General features: G+C 67.0%; 1 protein-coding gene. It reads right to left on the bottom strand.

Annotated features, from left to right (window positions below; genetic code table 11):
- Nucleotides 1–341, bottom strand: a 341-nt coding sequence (locus AB1L30_RS00490) for an NAD(P)-binding domain-containing protein (protein WP_367011393.1), incomplete at its 3' end; no start/stop codon positions are given.
- Between the last annotated feature and the right edge of the window lies 1 nt (nt 342).

Here is a 342-nt window from a genome sequence, read left to right as displayed (position 1 = left end):
AGCGCGCTATCGACGCCCGAAGGGGGCTCGACCTGGCCGAAGTGGATGTTGAAGCCGTGCGAGCAGAGCAAGAGGTTGCCCGGCTTGAGGTTCCCCTTGATGTCCCGGTTGTAGACGTCGGCCTGGACCTCGTCGGGCAGGAGGATGTTGACGAGGTCGCCGGCCTCGGCGGCCTCGGCGGCCGAGACGGGCTTGAAGCCGTGCGAAACGGCCAGCTCGTAGTTCTTCGAGCCGGGTCGCTGGCCGACGACGACCGTGCAGCCCGAGTCCCTCAGGTTCTGGGCGTGGGCGTGCCCCTGGCTGCCGTAGCCGATAATGCTGATCGTCTTGCCCTTGAGCAGG

The sequence above is a fragment of the Bremerella sp. JC817 genome (genome assembly GCF_040718835.1).
GTDB lineage: Bacteria > Planctomycetota > Planctomycetia > Pirellulales > Pirellulaceae > Bremerella.
The sequence above is the reverse complement of the archived record's forward strand: the minus strand, read 5'-3'. Positions and strand labels throughout refer to the sequence as shown.